Source organism: Paenibacillus sp. MAHUQ-63 (assembly GCF_028765165.1).
Classification (GTDB): domain Bacteria; phylum Bacillota; class Bacilli; order Paenibacillales; family NBRC-103111; genus Paenibacillus_E.
In genome coordinates, this window is record NZ_JARADB010000001.1 from 216202 (window position 1) to 232799 (window position 16598).

Here is a 16598-nt window from a genome sequence, read left to right on the forward strand (position 1 = left end):
CATTTGAATAATGAACAATGTTCGTATAAGTTCTTCGGATTTACTCTTTCACCGCACCGATCGTCAAACCTTGAATAAAATACCGTTGGAAGAACGGATAGGCGAAAATAATCGGTCCTGTCGCAAGCACGACCATCGCCATCCGCGACGTATCCTGCGGCAGCGATTGCAGCAAGCTCACGCCGATGGACGGGTTATTCGTGTTCTGAAGCAGGAACTGCATGCTGTTCTCGATTCGCATAAGCATCGACTGCAGCGGCACGAGATTCGGCGAATCGATATAGAGCAGTGCATTAAACCAATCGTTCCAGTATCCCAGCGTGCTGAACAAACCGATCGTTGCCAGTCCCGGAAGCGAGAGCGGCAGCACCAGCTTGACGAAAATGCCGAACTCGCCGGCTCCGTCGATTTTCCCGGATTCAATGATCGCGTCAGGCACCGACGTACTGAAGAACGTCCGCATGATCATCATATAGAACGCATTGCCGGCCAAGGGCAAGACCAGCGCCCACAGCGAGTCCTTCAGTCCCATAAGCTGTGTAACGACGATATAGGTCGGGACAAGCCCCCCGTTGAACAGCATCGTGAAAAAGGCGAAAAATCCGAAGAAATTGCGGAATTTAAAGCTTTTTCTAGAAATCGCATAGGCAAAAGTAGCCGTCAGAAGCAGGCTGACAATCGTTCCGACGACGGTCACCAGAATCGTGACGCCGTACGACATCAGCAGCTGATCTCCCGCTTTGAACAAGTATCTGTAAGCTTCCAGGCTCCACTTCTCGGGGAAGATCCGGTACCCGTTCGTACTGAGCGACTTCTCGTCCGTGAACGAGATGATCGTTACGAACAGGAACGGAAACACGCAAGCTAGCGCAAAGATCCCCGCTACGAGATTAAAGAGCACATTGAGCACAGGCGGTAATTTATGAAAGTCACGACTTTTCATCGGTTTCGTAATCACGCTATTTCCCTCCTTTCCGTTCCGTTCATTAGAACAGCGCGTTATCCTTATCATATTTCCGGACAATATAGTTGGACGTCATGACGAGAATGAAGCCGATCACAGATTGATAGAGACCCGCTGCGGTACTCATCCCGATCTCCCCGGTCGATTTGAGGCCGCGGTATACATAGGTGTCAATTACGTTCGTGACCGAATACAGCGTTCCCGAATCTCTCGGCACCTGCAAGAATAAGCCGAAGTCGGCATAGAAAATACGCCCGATCGCGAGCAAGGTCAAGATCGTCATCAGCGGCTTCAGCATCGGGAACGTAATGTGCTTGATTTGCTGCCATTTGCTTGCGCCGTCAATCATTGCAGCTTCATAGAGCGACTTGTCAATCCCCATAATCGCCGCCAAATAAACGACGGAGCTGTAGCCTACCGACTTCCACAGGTAAACCAAAATGATAATAAGAGGCCAGTACGTCTTATCGTTATACCACTGGATCGGATCGACGCCGAACGCCGCTAGAATATGGTTGAGCATCCCTTTATCGAAGCTCAGGAAGCTGAACACGAAATAGCCTACAATGACCCAGGATAAGAAGTAAGGCAGGAACATCCCGGTTTGGTACACTTTGGCCAGCTTCTTATTGGCGATTTCCGATAAAATAATCGCGAGCGCCACCGAGAGTACAAGCCCGACAACGATAAACACCGTATTATAGAGCAAGGTATTGCGCGTAATGATATATGCATCGTTCGTGCTGAATAGAAATTTGAAATTTTGCAGGCCGACCCATTTGCTTTCCATTATGCTTGCCCAGAAGCCGTCCCGGCTATAGCGGTACTGTTTGAATGCGATCACCATACCGGCCATCGGTAAATACGAGAAGAACAGGAACCAAAGCGTCGCCGGCAGCGCCATGAGCAGCAGCACTCTGCTTTGTTTAACATCTCTCAGAAATGCTCCTATTCTATTCATACAATCACCCCTCATCTTGAAGATTAAAAAGATCAGGCGAATGCTTTACATTCGCCTAATCCAGCATCTGATCTTATTTCTTATTCGCCGCTCTCCAAGCATCGATCTGGCTTTGCGCTTCCGCCATGATTTTATCAAGCCCGGCCGCTTTGAACTTCTCATTCGCTTGCGGGATGAATTTCTCCGGATCGACGGTACCCGTCATCAAGGTTGCCCAGAATTCTTCTTTGACGTTCTGAACCGCCGCAATTTCACTCGTTACTTTCGAAGGATCGAAGTTGAAGCCAAGCAGCGGTGCCGGTACGCCGGTATCGTTAAATTTTTTGAACTCGTCCCACTTGTTGTCAGGATCTTTCTGGTCTTTGTACGTCAGCAGGACGTTCCCAAGCGAGAAGGTCGGCATATCGTAATTTTTGGATTCCGGCAAGTTTTCCATTTTATCGTTATCCAGCTTTTTGTAATGGACGCCTTCGATACCGGAATCAACCATATTGCGCAGCACCGGATCCGTATTCAGCAGGTTCAGGAACTCCATCGCTTTCTCCGGATATTTGGAATTCGCCGAGATCGCTTGCATGGAGCCCATAACGGACCAGTTGTAAATGAAAGCCGGGCTGGCTTGTTTGGAAACAACCGGATACCCGTAGCTGGCCGACCACAAATTGTCTGCGAACGGTTGATTCGTCGCTTTGTCCGCGAACCATTTGCCGGTCACTTGAACATCGTTCAGCGAGCTGAGCGTTGCCGCTTCCGTTGGGATATACCCCGCTTTGTAATATTTGTTCATCGTTTGAAGCGCTTGCTTCATTTCCGGCGTATCCAGAATGTTAACGACTTTGAAATCCGGGTTGTCGACTTTGACAGCCATCGGCATTTTCTCGATTACATAGTCATATGGAACGTAAGGCATGAACGTTTTGTCCACGGCTAACGCATATACATTCGGCTCTTTCTCTTTAATCGCTTTCAACAACGGCTCCAAGCTTTCAATGGATTTCACATTATCTATATTCAAGTTGTATTTATCGACCAGATTTTTATTGAAACGCCATACGTCTTGCGCCGGAAGCTCTTTATTCGCCGGCACGCCGTAATTATGGCCGTCAACTTTGGAGCCGTTCAAGAATGCCGGGTCCAACGCTTTCACAATGCCTTGTCCATTTTTTTGGAGCAGCTCGTCAATCGGCTTGAATGCGCCTTTCCGAGCGTTCTGCACATAATCGAAGGCCCATGAAGACGTGAACATGATATCCATCGGTGTTCCGGAAGCGGCCATCACCTGCATTTTCTGCGGGTAGTCGCCCCAGTCGATCATGTTCATTTTCACCGTTACGCCGATTTTCTCTGCCGTATATTTACTGACCTCGGCCATAACGCGGTCAACGTCCTTCTGCGGAGTACCGATCGTATACCAAATTAATTCTACCGGTTTGTCCGGTGAACCCGCTCCATTGTTATCGGCAGCGTCTTTACTGCCGCATGCGCTAAGTACCATAGAAGCTGCAAGCGTCAGTCCGAGTGTCGCAGCCAACCGTTTTTTGATCTTGCTCATTCTTGTATCCTCCCTGTTGAGTGCTCTAATGTATAAGCCCGAGGGGGCTATATTTACAGTACCTCATGAAAGCCGTTACAAATAGACGATAAATTAAATGTATCGGTGTACAAATCAAAGAAAAAACAGAAAAAAGGACTGCACTCCAGTTTTCCCTAGAGCAGTCCTCTATAATCGGTTGGGGATATCCCCACATACTTCTTGAATTGTTTATAGAAATAACCGACTTCCCAATACCCCACCTCTTTGGCAATGACGTGCACCTTGGTAGTCGTCGTTTTGAGCAGTTCCTTCGCTTTCTCGATCCGGTACCGGTTGATATATTCCGTGAACGATTCATTAATTTCTTTGTGAAACAACTGCCCTAAGTAAACAGGATGGATATGGTAGTGAGCGCCAAGCATTTTGAGCGACAGCTCTTCCGCGTAAGATTGATGAATATATTTCAATACCTGCTGCACAATCGGACTTCGAACGTCGGAGAGTAAGCAGCCGATGGTCATATCGGCGACCTCTACAATCACTTTCTCCAAATCGTCCAGCGTTACGGCGCTCCTAATTTGTTGAAACGCTTGATGATAAACGTCCGCTTCCTCGGTATGGCGGATCGCTTTCAGCTCCATTTTGAAATGAATGACCATCTCATAAGCGATATCTTGAAAATGCTGCGGCGTGATACCAGGCAGCGCTTGCATGCGTTTGAAATCCTGCTGAATCAGCAGGCGCAATTGCTCTTGGTCCTTAGCCACAATCAGTTTGGCATAGGATGGCCAGTCTATGATGGAGAAATCCGCCTTGGGCTGACCTTCTTGAAACTCCAGCTCCGCAGCGTCAATCATGAGCAGCTCGGGATAGATCCAGAAATATTCCTGCGCCTTCTTCGCCGCCGCGTAACTGCGTCCCGCCTGCTCCGCAAGAAGCTCCACGCTGCCTATCGTGATGCGGAGCAATCGGTCATGCTGCTCGACTTGAAACTGCCGAAGGTGCTCCTTCAGTTCTTTCCTTTCCCGCTCGGCATCGTTCATGAACGCCAGCAGCACGATGTCTCCATCCATGTCGGAGAATGCGCTCAACCAGCGGTACGGCTCCAAACGCCGAGTGAGAAGCTCGAACATTGCTGCGGCGCCGGATTCGGCTCGAAGAATAGAAACGGCCACATAGGTACAGTCGAGATCGATGCCCAGCAAATCGGCCCGCTCGTAGAATTCAAGCGGCGCCATCTGGTTCGTAAGCCACCGCTGCAAGGTGTTGTCCTTCAGAATTTGCTTGTTGTAGGCTTGGACTAATTGTGTCTCTTTGGAAGAATGCAGCTTCTCCACCGTATTATGCAGCGTCGCTTTCAGCTCTTTGATATTAATCGGCTTCAGCAAATAATTCTCAATGCCGAGCATCATGCCTTCTTTTAAATACCCGAACTCGTCGAAGCCGCTGAGCACAATCACCTTCAACTCCGGATGAACGGATCGCGCATGTCGAATCAAATCCAAGCCGTTCATGACAGGCATCGAGATATCGGTCAGCAAAATATCGACGGAAGTTTCCCGCAAAGCTTCCAAAGCTTTCTGCCCGTTGCCGGCATGTCCGACAATTTCCAGTCCTGCTTCCGCCCAATCGATAATGTCATACAAACCTTCGATAATGAAAGGTTCGTCGTCTACAAGGAAAACTCTAAACATCGTGCCCCTCCTTCCCGTCGTCAGCAGGCAGCCATACATCGATGCACGTTCCCCGGCCCGCTTCACTGTGCACTTCAATGCCGAATTTACCGCCGTAGAGCAGCTTCAGACGTTGATTAATGCTGCGCAGACCGAAAGATTCTCCTTCCGTTTCCTCCGATTGCAGCAGCATCCCGATCTCTTTCAACCGCTCTGGGGATATGCCGTTGCCATTGTCCTCCACTTGAACGTGCAGGAAGGGTTCCTCAAGTCGAACCCGGATATGCAGCTCGTTGTCTGTGCTCTCGCTTCGCAGTCCGTGCACGATATAATTTTCGATGATGGGCTGCAGCGACATTTTCATCACACGGCGGGAAGCCAGCCTGGGATCGCACGCGATCGAATAAGTGAATTTATCCTTATAGCGAATCTGGAACAGTTCCAAATACAAGCGGCAAGCTTCCAGCTCGTCTTTCAGCGTGTAATTCCTCTTCTGCTGAACGAAGCTGCGGAATAATGCCGATAAACTGTAGATCATCTCACCTACGTCATGAGCGCCCTGGGAAATCGCCCGCATGCGGATCACTTCCAGCGTGTTGTATAGAAAATGGGGATTGACCCGGGCCTGCAAGGCCGTTAGCTCCGTATGCTTTTGTTTGATCTCCGCCTTATATACACGGTCGATATACTGATTCAGTTCATCGATCATCTCGTTAAAGCTGCGCGATATTTGGCCGAGCTCATCCTCCCGGTTATCCTGAATCCGCGCGGTCAAGTCGCCTTGCTTGACCTTCCGCGTGAACCGGATGATGAGATTAGTTCGTTTGGCGACATTCAGCACGACCAGAGAAGGCAGTAATATCGCAATCACAATGCAAACCGCGCCGATCGAGAAGATCGTGCTTCCGATTCGCCAAGAGGAAGCCGCCAGCTCCTCTTTCGGCATCAAGCCGACGACGATAAAATCCCCTTTGTTTTGCGTAAGCTTCGTCACATAATCTGTCTTGCTCAGGTCGTTATGTTCATACATCGCGTTCACCTGATCCATGTGCGGATAAGGCTTGCCGTAATACCGATCGGAAGAGTCGAACAGCACGCCTCCATCCGAGGACAGAACGAGTATCGTCCCTTTCAGTTCGGCCTGCTCATTCGATAATACGTTCCAGATGCCATCCGAGCTGAAAAATACAACCTGTTGACCGATGTTTTTCAACGTTTGCTTATCGCTGATCGGTGTCCGCACCGAGTACAGATGATTATCCCATTGATTCGCGGCATCCCGCAGCCAAACGTTCGGCAGCGAGACGCTCTTATTGTCCAGCGCCATCACATCCGGGATGTAGGAATGCGCCGCGTTCGCGGAGATCATCCTCATCGGCCGGTTATGGCTGAGGACATACAAGACTTGCTGGTCCACACTGTACAGCATCAGATTGCGAATGTCCGCGTCATCCTCCAAACGGTTCTTGAAATAATCCAAGCCGTCATTCCACGTGCTGGTTCCGCCCATGTTATATTGTTCAAGACTATGCTGCACATATTCTTGAAAGGGGTGCTGCAGCATGAAGGAGACGCCGGCGGCCAGCGAGCTGTCCCTGTACAGCCCGAATAAGATGGACTGCGCGGAGTCATACTTTTGCCCCAAATAATTGTTTACGTTCGTCATCGCTTTCTTCTGAATATCCAGTTCCCGATTGATGGCCGCTTGCGACATTGACCGGTACATGAAATACGAAAATGAAATAATCGTGAGAATGGTAATCAAAGAAAACAGGAGCAGCAGCTTCATGAACAAGTTGTTTCTCAAGTGCGTTATACCCAGTTTGCCGAACCCCATCAAGGCTATCATCTCCTGCTCATAATCGGGTTCATTATAACACCAAGGAACGCCACATGAAAATGCGGGAATAGGAACGAAGAATGCCGCCGTATCCTACACCCCGCAGCCCCGAACGAATTCCCGTTAGGAGGATGTACGTGTTTCCTGCAAGCTGCGCTTCGTCCCTTTCACCGATAAGATGAAACAGAATAACATGACTAGGCACGCCAGCGTATACGGGTAATTGACATCCAAGTCGAATAAAAATCCGGCTGCAATCGGTCCCACAATATTGCCAAGACTGGTGAAAGCGGAGTTCAGGCCGGCGACATAGCCTTGCTGATCCTTAGCCACCATGGACATTTGCGTGCTGATGGCCGGCCGTAAAATATCGATCGCCAAAAATACGACAAAGGTCACGGCAAAAATCATCCAGAATCGGTGAACGAAAAGCGTCAGCAGAATAAACAAACCTGCAAACAGCAGACATAGGGAAATGACGCGCTTCTCCCCAAAACGTTTCAATATCCAGCTGAAGGCCGTCATTTGAACCACGGCACCGGCGATGGACCCGAACGTTATGATGAAGGCGATATCCTTAGGCTGAAAGCCAAATTTCTGATCCACGAACAGGCCGAAGATCGTTTCGAAATTAGCAAGTCCGAACGACATCACAAAAACGATGATTAAGCTTAAGAAATACGGCTCTTTGTAAGCATTCCTCAATTGCGTAAGCAAACCCCTTGGTTCAACCGGACCGGATGGCGTATCCGCTGCATACTCCTGATCTTGGCTTGGAAGCGACTCCCGAAGGAAAACCAAAGTGATGCATGCCGCAAAAACCGCCGCAGCCGCCGCGGCGTAAAAAGGTACGCGGATGCCGAATTCAGCGATATAACCGCCGATGCCCGGTCCGATAATAAAGCCCGTTGTAATCGCTGCTGTAATATACCCCATCCCGACTGCGCGTTCTTCCGGTGTCGTGATATCCGCTGCGTAAGCCATAACGGCCGGCATAATCATGGCGGCACTGACGCCGCCCAGCAATCTCGAAACAAAGAGCAGGCCGGCCGAACCGGCTAATCCGAACATCGCTTCCGAGACGGCGAACACGATCATGCCGGCGACGATCATTCTTTTCCTGCCGAATGAATCGGCCCAACGGCCGGCCACTGGCGAACAGAGAAGCTGCGTCAATGAAAAAGCGGCAACCAACAGGCCGATAATTCCTCCCGTAATGCCCAGACTCTCCATGAACTTAGGCATAATCGGGATGACAAGCCCTATTCCGGAAAAGACCAATAGTAAATTAAACATGAGAATGAATAATGCTCCCTGATTTTTTGTCAATAATTTCATGACAAAGTTCCTCCATTAATCGAATAATAATCCTGAATAAATATTCAGTATATTGACAAAAAAAAGGCTAGCGGATCCGCCTCGCAATGCCCTGCAGAAACACATCCATAGCCAGCCGATAAGCCTCTAGCGCTTCCTCTCGTTCCATTCTCCGGCTATGTTGACTTAGCCCCAGCAGCAAACTGTCCAAAATAATCGCCAGACTGGACACATTCTTGATTGCAAATTCATCGTTATCGATTCCCTGCTGAAGCAGCCGCCGATTAAATTCAATGTACCCTTGGACCATTTCATTTATCCGCTCCTCCACCTCCGGAGCTTTCTCCGCGTTGTTGAAAAACTCATCAGCGGCCTTCGTCAAGGGGTGGCTCATTTGATCAAGCGCCAAATATTCAGCCATACCGTACAGTTTATCGGTTGTAGTCAGGTACTGCTTTTCTTTAACCAGCCATGTCCGATCCCATTCCCTGTTCCAATCTTCAAGTAAGTATACAAAAAGCCCTTCCTTGTTCTTGAAATGATAATAAATGTTACCGGCACTGCACCCCGCTGCTTTGACAATGTCTTCAATGGCCGTTGCTTTGTAGCCCTTTTGAGCGAATAAAGCTCGCGCCGCATCGGCGATCTTCTTCTTTGTTTGCTCGGCTTGCTGTTGCTTTTTATTCACGCATGCTTCACCACTTTCCAGCTGGCAGATCTTTAAAATGAGAGTCATCCATTATACTGAACATTTATTCAGTATAGGTGATAAGTGAAGTCTTTGCAAACTTATCGTGTCAAAAAGAAAACAGCCGCTCCTTGACGGAGCGGCTGCCGCGGCGTTGGTATCGCTCTCTTTATTTTATGCCCTTTTGACATTGTCGCTTTCCAATATTTCAATGTACCCTTCCGTTCCATGCACGCGAATGCGCTGCCCGTCTTTGATGAGGGTGGTTGCATTCTCCACGCCAACAACGGCCGGCAAGCCGTATTCGCGAGCGATAACCGCTCCGTGGGTCATCAGTCCGCCAACTTCGGTAACTAAACCTTTGATCGATACGAACAAGGGGGTCCAGCCAGGGTCCGTAAAGGCGGTGACTAAGATATCTCCCTCTTCGATATCCGCATCTTCCATATGCAAGATGACGCGGGCTCGACCTTCTATAACACCGGAAGACACAGGTAGACCTGCAATCGCTTCGGTTGGCAGATTGTCTCGGTTGTACTTGCCCACAATGATTTCACCATCCGATGTAATCACTCGTGGAGGCGTTAGTTTTTCGTAAAATTTGTAATCCTCTTTCCGCTTGTTGATGAGCTGATCATCGAGATGATTAGTGCGTACAACATCGTGAAGTTCTTCGAAAGTGAGATAGAAAATGTCCTCTTTCTCACGAATAACGCCGGCTTGAAGGAGTCTTTCGGCGTCTTTCATCAAAGCCTGTTTATACACGAAGTAGCGGCTGATCATGCCGTATTTCGGATATTCACGATATCCGATGAATGACCGGATGAGGCTGATCATTCGTTTAGTCTCGCTAGCTTTTGCTTCGCCATCCGGTAATAGTAGCAATCGTTCTAATAGCTCTTGCTCTTTCTCCAAAGCTTCCTGTCGCCCTTGTTCAAATTTCCGAATGCCGGCATTAGGCTCAAAGCTTTTGATATTATTGAGAATCATAGGGACAAGTGCCATGGGTTTCTCACTCCACCGCGTTCTCGTAATATCGATCTCCCCGGCACATCGCATGCCGAATTTATGAAGATAAGCGTTGATAGCGTCTCGCGCTTCCCGGCCGCCCTTCAATCTAACGAGTTCCTCCAAGAAGTTATCCGCTTGAACCTGCTGTAAATACGCAATCACTTCCGGATAAGGGCGAATCACATCCGCGACATCCAATAGCGCCAGACCCATCTCTGAAGTAATATTGTTCGGTACGGATTGAGAAAGTGTATCCGCTGCGTTTTTTTCGCCTAACCACTCGTTCATTTTTTCATTGATCCATGTCGTGGCATTAATAGCAGCCATGAACACAGCCGTACTTTGCGGGTCAAACAGGATCTTCTTTAATTGCTGGATATCTTCCAGAATAAAATCAAACAATTCCGGTCCCGATTTCGCTTGGATGTTTTGTTTTAGCTCTTCGATCGACACTTGATTACGCTGAATCAAATCAGCAACGATTGTCGGATCGTTCTCGAATGGTACCGGCCCATCTGTATGATTTCTGCCAGGCATCGGTGGCGTTTGATCATTTGGCAGCAATTGTATAAAGTCTCGCTCGATGACGGTCATGAGTGCGCCTTTTATGAGCGGATCGGATCCTATGGTATTTAATAAAGCTTCCCGGCCGGCAAGTGTAGTGAGCCTAGGTGCAACATCGATAAACAACCTCCCCGCGGCTTTACGCATAGGTGCAGGAGTGATTAACAGGTAAAAAGACAATCCCAACGGTTTGATGGGATCCGTCATCATTTGTTGATGACCAACCGATAAATAGACGTGCTTTTCTTGGTCATTCGTTTCAGGGACCGGGTATAAAGTCGTGATTGGCCGACTCTGGACAATATAAAACGTATCATCGGCCAAACACCATTCGATATCTTGCGGGCGACCGAAATAGGCCTCGATCTGTCTTCCTATGCGTGCCAGCTGCAGAATTTGGTGTTCAGACAGCGTTTGACTCTGCTGCTGATCGGGATCGAGCTGCCGGGTCTCCGTTCCGCCCTCTTTCCGACCATAGATCGCCAATTTCTTAGTCGCAATCCGCGTCTCGACGATTTCCTCTTCCTGAACTTTATAACAATCCGCAGATACCAAGCCGGAGACGAGCGCTTCTCCAAGTCCATAACCGGCATCGATGGACAGCAACTTCCGATTGGAGGTCATTGGATCAGCCGTAAATAAAATGCCTGAAGCTTGGGGGAAAACCATCTTTTGAACGATAACGGATAAGTAAACTTGCCTGTGATCGTAGCCATTCTGCATCCGGTAGATGACCGCGCGATCCGTAAATAGGGAAGCCCAGCATTTGCTGATATGGTGCAAAACGGCTTCTCGGCCTATGATATTTAAATAGGTGTCTTGTTGCCCGGCAAAAGAAGCATGCGGCAAATCCTCAGCAGTCGCGCTAGATCGCACGGCATAAGCATGCTCCTCGCCATATTGGGAGAGATACTGCGTCACGGCCTCCACAACATCCCTCGGAATCTTCACTTCCATAAGGATTTGCCGAATTTCCCTGCTGATCTCACCAATTTGATCCCGATCTTCTGCTTTTAGCATGGTTAATCGGTCCAACAAAGCAAGATACGTTTCGTTTTGTTCGATGGCTTTTTGAAAGCCTACGGTCGTAACACAAAATCCTTCGGGTACATGTATGCCTTGAATTTTAGATAATTCCCCTAAATTTAAGCCTTTTCCGCCGACGAGCAAAAGCTGTTTCGTTTCGATTTCGTGGAAGCCGAGAACCAATGAAGGCATGCCAAATCACTCCTAATCATGAATTTGAGAAAACCATTTGACAAGAGTTAACCGGTCGTGATACACTTAAGATGTAAGATAGAATAAATGTGTTCGTATCACGAAAAACAGTCGTGATCTGATTATATCATCGTGTTTGTTTATGTGCAATACAGAAGAACCTGGACAGTATTTCCAGGTTCTTTTTTTGATGGACAACGGCAGCCGAGCGTATGCGGGCTGCCGTTGTCGATTAATGCATGTATGTATTCTTCACTCGTTTGGAATTCAATTATTTCCACTCCATCCCTGCCTGTTGAAGCATACCTTTGATGGCATTGGAAGCTACCTTGAACAGCTCTGCTCCGGAATATCCTTGGTACTTCCCATCTGCCGCGAGATGAGGCTCCAGCGATAGAAACCCTTCGTACTTCCGATCTCTTAAATTAGCAAGCAGCTCTGCAAGCTGACCATCCCCTTCACCGGCCGGAACGACCTTCCCTGTTTCCAAGAGCGCATCCTTGATATGAATATAAGATATATAATCATCTACAAGCGGGTGTGCTTCTGTCATAGGGCGGACACGACACTGAATATAGTTTGCGGGATCGAATGCACAGCGGAAATGTGAAGATTGGCAAGCCTCTAACAGGACTCGGCAGCGCTCTCCCGTATCCCCATAAATATGCTTCTCATTCTCATGCAGCAGGATCACGTGCTCTTGTTCCGCGATCCGGACAAGCTCCTTCATTCTAAGGAGCACTTCTTCCTTGTAGTGATCGGGGCTCTCTCCGCTTGGTATGAGAAACGAAAAAATACGGATGTACGGCGTTTCGAAAAATCGGGCCAAAGCGATGGCTCGTTGAAAATCAAGCAAATGAGGCTCAAAATCGTCCGTGATCTTGATTTTCCCGATTGGCGAGCCGATCGACGAAACTTGGATACCCCGGCTGTCTAATTGCTGCTTTATGCGCTCTACCTGAGCGTCCGATAATTTCAATACATTGGTTTTCCATACGCTGCGCAGCTCCAGATAAGAGATGCCCTCCGCGGTCAACGTATCTAACTGCGTATCCAAATCAGGTGAAATTTCGTCCGCAAATCCAGTTAAAGTGATCAATGCCATTCCCTCCTCTTATAGAGAGCGGGTCAAGTAAGACCCATTCTTACCCATTTTCTTTCGATGCCTGATGGAGGATCCCCTTCTATGCCTCTCAAGGTTTACCAAAACACAGCAAGGCTGCCGATTCATTTCCACCGGCAGCCTCGTTTTTTTATATACATAGAAGATCTTAATGCTTAGCCCCGCACTCAAGTTCATCCGCACGTACTAGGATGGGTCCCCCAATGAAAAAAAGCAATGGACCGCTGAAAAACGCAATACAAAGAAAAATAAAAGCTATTTGAGCTGCCATTCTATTCCTCTCCTTTACACCGATTATGACAGGCAACGTAATTCTCATACCTATCATAAAGTTGAATAGAAGGAATGTAACCCACCAATTCATCATTTTTTACGCCATCCACTACTAATGTCTTTACTGGAAATAACGGATGTAAACCAAAAAAACGACAACCAAGATAACAACATAAAGCGCATTGAGAAGGGTTAATCTAAGAATGTTGCCTTTGGTTTTGTTGCTGTACTGACTTCCTTCCGTTTGGTTAGCTTTCGATATGCCTACAGCGAATGTGGCCAGGAGCCCAATAAATGCAATAGCGGCAATGAAAATATAGGATAACACAAGATCACCCTCTAGTTGATTGATTGTATGATGTGCGTTCTCTTCTTGATCCCATGTTACTGGCCTTCTTGTTCATCCGTATTTACAAAAAAGAAAGCAGGTCCTTTCAAGCGTTCCAATATGATGGCCCGCGTTTCTTTGGATGGCACGACTTCCTCGAGCGTAATCCGCATACAGTCTAACCATGCCTCCGCACGACTTGGCGTAATTGGAAATGGCATATGCCGCGCCCTCATCATCGGATTCCCGTGTTCAGCCGTATATAACGGAGGGCCTCCGAAAAATTGCGTCAAAAACTGATATTGCTTCTCGACCAAAGAATCTATATCCTCAGGAAAAATAGGCGCAAGACTTGGATGAGCAAGAACTTTCGGGTAAAACGTCTCTACGATTCTCCGTATTGTCGCTTCTCCTCCGATATATTCGTATAATTCCATGAATGATCCCCCTTTGAAAAAGTAAAAAAAGCTTATATGCCTTCTACAAGTTTAAGTTTACCTCATTCTCAAAGTAAAGGATGTTATTGTAATCACACTGAATGAGATCAAATAATGAATATTTCTTTCTGCCTCCTCCTTCTCAAACAGCATCCTTCCCTCCTTGTGCCCGACTTAAGAATCGGCCTCGCACCACGGAAATCGCCCAATATATCAGCGGTGAACATTCTATGAAGTAGGCAAAATTGACCCAGGCATGCGTGATAAAATGATTAAGCTCGATCAAGTTTTTAACGGAATGCATAGACATTCCCACCATCACTGCCCCAATCGAGAAGGAAAGCGGTCTGGAGTCTTTAAGCTGCAGGAGTTGTGAGGAAATGAATACAGCCATATAGAGCAGGATGCTAATTTTAATAAATAGTCCTGCAATCCAAATGGCCACTACAATCGGGTCTAAATTTTCCAAAAAATCGCCTATGCGAATGAATCGCAGCATTTCTAATATGGGATATGTGAAATGTGCCATTAACGTCTCATCAAATAGCAGAATACACAATAAAAAATAGACCTCAAAGAAAAGCAGACTTATCATAGAGGACCATAGTAAAGTCCGAGGCGTTTTCTCTGCGTTAGCAAGGAAGGGAAAGATGAAAATGACTAAGAACATTTCGCCGAACCATGGAACAAACGGATAGCTCGTCTGAACCAGATCGCCTAAACTTAGATTGGTTAGTAAGGCAATGCCCCGATGGTAATCCAATTCTTTGCCCACTAGAAAGGGAACCAACGTTGCTGTGGAGAAAATGACAAAAAAGAATCCCGCGGCACATCGGAATATGGCCTCGATCCCGGACCTCACAGCGATGGCGATAACGAGTCCAAATGAGCTGGCAATAACCCATGCTGGCGTTGAAGGCAAATAAATCTGCACCAGAAAATCTGTAGCCTGCCGGAGGACAATCCCGGCTAGATGAATGAAGAAAAAGGCATAAATCACCATCATGATGAAGTTGATCCATCGGCCGACCACTTCCTTCCCATAATGAATCAAGAATTCATTCTGCCGCTTCTTTACATATGCAATCGATAAGCAGGCTATCAGGAGCCCGCCGGTGTGTGCGATGAATATGCTTACCCACCCCTGATAACCTGCTGTACTCGTCAGAGGGCCAATCAGAAAACCGGCGGCGGTTGAGAAATTAAATAAAACAAACATCAAACCCAGTTCGATTTGTCTGATTCGCTGCATGCCGACATCCTTCCCCTCATTCATCCCAGATGAATTAGAAATTAAAGACATATTCAATAATCCGGTTAACGCTTGGCAGATCATAAGCATGAATAGCCATTATATATAAATAAGCGGCTGCAAGAAACGAACCTGCAATCCAAAACGTTCTCGGTTTACGCCTGTGCCGAATTAGAAACTGGAGCTCATAGCCCGCTATTGCCACAAACACGATCGTTATGCCAATCATGAACAATCCTCCGATTCCTTCTAGTCTCGAATAACTGTATTTTTTTCGGTTCCAGTCCGTTTGACGAAGATTCGGGCATCTACATGAAACTCGCAATTGGCATATGTTTCACGCCAATGGCTCTTGATTTCTTTCCACTTCTTGGGGTATTTCCATGAGACCATTTTTCCGAAATTGAATACGTCAGCACCTTTGGATTGAGTCGTTCGCAATGTTCGAGTAACCCTGTCCTTCAACTGCTCCGATAGCAAGCTCTCAAGCATTCGTATTTGTTCGGGATCCATTAAATCAAGATTGGATTCAGAGGACAGCACATCATCCTCAGCTTCAATACGAATGCTGAATTCAATCTTGTCACCATGGACGATGGGGGTAATAGACGATTTGGAGGTTTGGATCAGAAAGCTGATCGTTTTCCCGTCCGTCGGTGAATGAATCGAGTTCATCGAACTCATCATTTTTCCATTAAGCCAGAGTCCTGCCCGCATCCCTATAACATCTAATGTTCCGACCATAGTCCCGCTTTTGAAAAGCGCCGCGCCATCTGTTCCAACCCATGTGCTCATTTTCCCTTTCTCACTGACCATCTCCATTTGCCCAATGGTCAGCAAACCTGTCACCATATCCCCTCCCGATGCTTCGGCTTCCAGAAAGTCCTTGATTGTCGCACCAAGCGTCACATTTCTCTGGGCGAACTCACGCAATACTTCGGATGGAAGCCGTTCGAAGACTGGGGTTAAATTGGCAATATCTTTCCCTGTGGTTGGAGAGACAAACAAAAAGGTTTTGGTATGGAAATTCGGTTCACGCGCCGTGAACTCTAACAATTGATCAATCCCGAGTTCCGCCATTTTGCGGCCGATGACAATAACACGGCAGTGGCCCCATGAAATTTCCCTTGACAGGTCCGAACGGATCTTCCGAATGGCCACAGGGATACTCTCGCCTCTTTTCGTAACGATGGAGTAGGGGTTGCCGCTAGTCCCTCCCAGAGATAGTCCGATTCCAGTCGCCATTCGATTGGGCAAAGGAAACCCTAACGAAACTTCATAGACGCCATCTTCCGGGTAATCAATAAACATCGCGGTCACAAAAGCGCGGTCATTGATCTCAATCCTTGACCAACACCCGCTCAATATGATTATGCAAGCAAACAGGCCAAACGCTCCTATAAGACGCTTCATTG

General features: G+C 47.7%; 13 protein-coding genes. All 13 read right to left on the minus strand.

Annotated features, from left to right (window positions below; translation table 11 throughout):
• Window positions 1-40: 40 nt before the first annotated feature.
• The 13 genes from PUT07_RS00760 to PUT07_RS00820 all read right to left on the minus strand — a co-directional run bounded on the left by PUT07_RS00760 (window position 41) and on the right by PUT07_RS00820 (window position 16596).
• Entirely contained in the window at window positions 41-943 is a 903-nt protein-coding gene (locus PUT07_RS00760; RefSeq protein WP_274467416.1) for a carbohydrate ABC transporter permease, read from the minus strand.
• A 43-nt stretch (window positions 944-986) separates the two neighbouring features.
• Window positions 987-1925, minus strand: a complete 939-nt coding sequence (locus tag PUT07_RS00765; protein ID WP_274465810.1) for an ABC transporter permease — start codon at window positions 1923-1925, stop codon at window positions 987-989.
• Window positions 1926-1998: 73 nt separating this feature from the next.
• Window positions 1999-3477, minus strand: a complete 1479-nt coding sequence (locus PUT07_RS00770; protein ID WP_274465811.1) for an ABC transporter substrate-binding protein — start codon at window positions 3475-3477, stop codon at window positions 1999-2001.
• A gap of 155 nt (window positions 3478-3632) precedes the next feature.
• Window positions 3633-5153 carry a response regulator transcription factor gene (locus tag PUT07_RS00775; RefSeq protein WP_274465812.1) on the minus strand — a complete coding sequence of 507 codons (1521 nt, stop codon included), beginning with the start codon at window positions 5151-5153 and terminating at the stop codon, window positions 3633-3635.
• Window positions 5146-6969, minus strand: a complete 1824-nt coding sequence (locus tag PUT07_RS00780; protein WP_274465813.1) for a sensor histidine kinase — start codon at window positions 6967-6969, stop codon at window positions 5146-5148. The genes PUT07_RS00775 and PUT07_RS00780 overlap by 8 nt, the downstream gene beginning before the upstream one ends.
• Before the next feature lie 126 nt (window positions 6970-7095).
• On the minus strand, window positions 7096-8310 hold the full coding sequence (locus tag PUT07_RS00785) for an MFS transporter (RefSeq protein ID WP_274465814.1): 1215 nt from the start codon (window positions 8308-8310) through the stop codon (window positions 7096-7098).
• Between the two features lie 67 nt (window positions 8311-8377).
• Complete coding sequence (locus tag PUT07_RS00790; protein ID WP_274465815.1) at window positions 8378-8977, minus strand: TetR/AcrR family transcriptional regulator; 600 nt, start codon at window positions 8975-8977, stop codon at window positions 8378-8380.
• 174 nt (window positions 8978-9151) lie between these two features.
• Complete coding sequence (gene ppsA / locus PUT07_RS00795) at window positions 9152-11770, minus strand: phosphoenolpyruvate synthase (protein WP_274465816.1); 2619 nt, start codon at window positions 11768-11770, stop codon at window positions 9152-9154.
• 271 nt (window positions 11771-12041) lie between these two features.
• Window positions 12042-12869 (minus strand): sugar phosphate isomerase/epimerase family protein, encoded by an 828-nt coding sequence (locus PUT07_RS00800; RefSeq protein WP_274465817.1) that lies wholly within the window; start codon window positions 12867-12869, stop codon window positions 12042-12044.
• Window positions 12870-13550: 681 nt separating this feature from the next.
• Window positions 13551-13931 (minus strand): globin domain-containing protein, encoded by a 381-nt coding sequence (locus PUT07_RS00805; protein WP_274465818.1) that lies wholly within the window; start codon window positions 13929-13931, stop codon window positions 13551-13553.
• A gap of 142 nt (window positions 13932-14073) precedes the next feature.
• Window positions 14074-15183, minus strand: coding sequence for a GerAB/ArcD/ProY family transporter (locus PUT07_RS00810; RefSeq protein WP_274465819.1), 1110 nt, complete (start codon window positions 15181-15183; stop codon window positions 14074-14076).
• Window positions 15184-15217: 34 nt separating this feature from the next.
• Window positions 15218-15412, minus strand: coding sequence for a hypothetical protein (locus PUT07_RS00815; protein ID WP_274465820.1), 195 nt, complete (start codon window positions 15410-15412; stop codon window positions 15218-15220).
• 20 nt (window positions 15413-15432) lie between these two features.
• A complete protein-coding gene (locus tag PUT07_RS00820) occupies window positions 15433-16596 on the minus strand; it encodes a Ger(x)C family spore germination protein (RefSeq protein ID WP_274467417.1) in 1164 nt (387 codons plus the stop codon).
• Window positions 16597-16598 lie beyond the last annotated feature (2 nt).